3 protein-coding genes are annotated in these 2093 nt (G+C 35.4%); all 3 read left to right on the top strand.

Annotated features, from left to right (window positions below; genetic code table 11):
• Nucleotides 1–207: 207 nt before the first annotated feature.
• The 3 genes from L1D46_RS20445 to L1D46_RS20435 all read left to right on the top strand — a co-directional run bounded on the left by L1D46_RS20445 (nt 208) and on the right by L1D46_RS20435 (nt 2035).
• Entirely contained in the window at nt 208–672 is a 465-nt protein-coding gene (locus L1D46_RS20445) for a hypothetical protein (protein WP_239978152.1), read from the top strand.
• Nucleotides 673–822: 150 nt separating this feature from the next.
• Entirely contained in the window at nt 823–1620 is a 798-nt protein-coding gene (gene mobV, locus L1D46_RS20440) for a MobV family relaxase (RefSeq protein WP_239978151.1), read from the top strand.
• Nucleotides 1621–1795: 175 nt separating this feature from the next.
• On the top strand, nt 1796–2035 hold the full coding sequence (locus L1D46_RS20435) for a hypothetical protein (protein ID WP_239978150.1): 240 nt from the start codon (nt 1796–1798) through the stop codon (nt 2033–2035).
• Nucleotides 2036–2093: the final 58 nt, after the last annotated feature.

Raw genomic sequence — 2093 nt, 5'->3', positions numbered from 1 at the left:
ATGGCAAGTTAATATCTTAACATAAAGGGCACGACTCGTTATTTTTACCCTTAAATTAATTATTATCTATTAGGAAATTATTTATTAACGCCTACAATCAACCATGAACAAATTAGATAAAAATTAGCAATATTTATTTTTACCGATTGGCGTCGAGTTGCCCCAAATACGTTACGATAGTAATAATCAAAACAAGGAATAGAGTTTATGAGTAACGTATATATTGAAATTGAATTCATCTCAATTGTTGAAAACCTAGATAATGTATTTTCGGTTAAAATTGATGACACCATTAGTCTTACTGTAACCCTAGAAAAGGAGAACCGCACGTTAAGCGTAGACTTAACAGTTATGGAATCTAAGGAGTTTATCTTCGACGAAAATACAGGGGCTATAACAGGCGATGCAAGTTTGAAAGTCTTGCCTGTGTCCTTAGAAAAGGCAAAAGCTATCTTCTGGGAAGAAGAGTCCATATGGGGTTCTATTCGCCCCCAATCTTCGAAAGATATAATAGCTTTCAAGGCAAATGCTCATAAAAAGAAAATTAAATTTTCTAAAAGAGTCAGCCCATCAACTAAAGAAAACACACTAACAGATGAAAGCGAAACTACTATAAAAGACGAGCATGAGGGGCTATTAGACTCAATGGGTGTTTGCCCAGAAAAATGTTAACCCACCGCGGAGCGACATTTTGGCTGAGTTGCGTAGCGTTACTCTTGCCAAAATGTGGAGTGGGTGCACAATTTACAATTGTGTTCAAAGTTGTCTATAGACAACTTTGAAGATGCATCCACATTTAAAAAAATGGCTAAGGATTAGGCAATGATTGATACAAGCAACAATAAAGCTATCTTCAGGATAAAAAAAATTAATTTGCAAAGACAGTTACGTGCTGCCCTTGCTCATAATTTGCGACTGGTAAACCCTCCAAACGTAAACACTGAGCTATCTCATTATAATATCCAAGCAAAAGGGTTAAACACTATTGAAGCCTGTATGAGTCGGTTTGAGAGTGCTTTAGAGGGTATAAAAGTGCGTAAGAATGCTGTACTAGCTCATGAAGCTATTATCACAGGCTCTCCAGATCATATGAATAAATTGACAAAAAAACAGCAAATAGCATATTTCACTGATGCTGCACACTGGCTAGTTAAATTACATGGAGGAGATTACAAAAATATCCTTTGTTTATCAATACATTACGATGAATCGGGCGCGCACGGTCACTATTTAATGGTACCCAAAATAGAATCAAAGTTAAATAGCCGAGCTATTATTGGTGGAGCTCGAGGCAGACTTAGCGAATTACAAACGGAGTTTTACGAAAAAGTGGCAAAAAAATACGGATTTACACGAGGTATAAAAAATAGTAAAGCTACACACCAGCATTATAGTGAATTTAAAAACCTTAAAAACGACTTAAGTGAGGTAAAGAATAAATTGGAACAAACCCAAATTGAGTACAAGACAGCCCTTAATAGACTCAGCTCTGCTCAGCAAAGCCTGTTATTTATAAAAAAGGAACTGAAACTAGCTAAAACTCTGGGGGTATCTGACTTAAGAAGAAAAATCGCTCTTCTGGAAAAGAATACTATGTTTAAGGTAACCCCACGCATTTAGAGTTATTGCCTTAGCGATTAAATTAAATTTCATGAAGTAACATAACAAATAAAATTAAAAATTATTTAACCTCTCAGGTTCCGAGTTAAAAAAATCGGCTATAATCAGAGATTCAAACAATGGTGTTGTTTTAATAACACTTTTTTATCCGCTAAATGCTAAGGAAAGCAATTTAATGAAGTTACATGTTACCCGCCAAGTCAAAGCTGTATTGGAAGAAGACAAGGGCTTAGATAAGCATTATGTCACTGATAAGTTAAGCTACTTTGAAAAAGCTAAAACCAACCGCGAAGCACTTATGATTTCTAGCTTTTTAGATCGAGAGGGTCGAAAAATGCTTGCTAACCGCCTGAAAATGAACGAACGTGACTTAACGGGCTTTTATCAAATAGTCGAACAATCTTATTGGTGGTAGAGTAATCGGAGACTTACTACTATAGATTAATTATTTTATTAAACATGGGCTTATAAAC

The sequence above is a fragment of the Pseudoalteromonas sp. Isolate3 genome (genome assembly GCF_022398505.1).
In the GTDB taxonomy this organism is placed as follows: domain Bacteria; phylum Pseudomonadota; class Gammaproteobacteria; order Enterobacterales; family Alteromonadaceae; genus Pseudoalteromonas; species Pseudoalteromonas apostichopi.
This window is presented reverse-complemented; position numbering and strand designations above follow the sequence as displayed.

Excerpts from the sequence above, each read along its gene's own strand:
- L1D46_RS20445 (WP_239978152.1), top strand. The coding sequence starts at position 208 with ATGAGTAACGTATATATTGAAATTGAATTCATCTCAATTGTTGAAAAC.
- mobV (WP_239978151.1), top strand. The coding sequence starts at position 823 with ATGATTGATACAAGCAACAATAAAGCTATCTTCAGGATAAAAAAAATT.
- L1D46_RS20435 (WP_239978150.1), top strand. The coding sequence starts at position 1,796 with ATGAAGTTACATGTTACCCGCCAAGTCAAAGCTGTATTGGAAGAAGAC.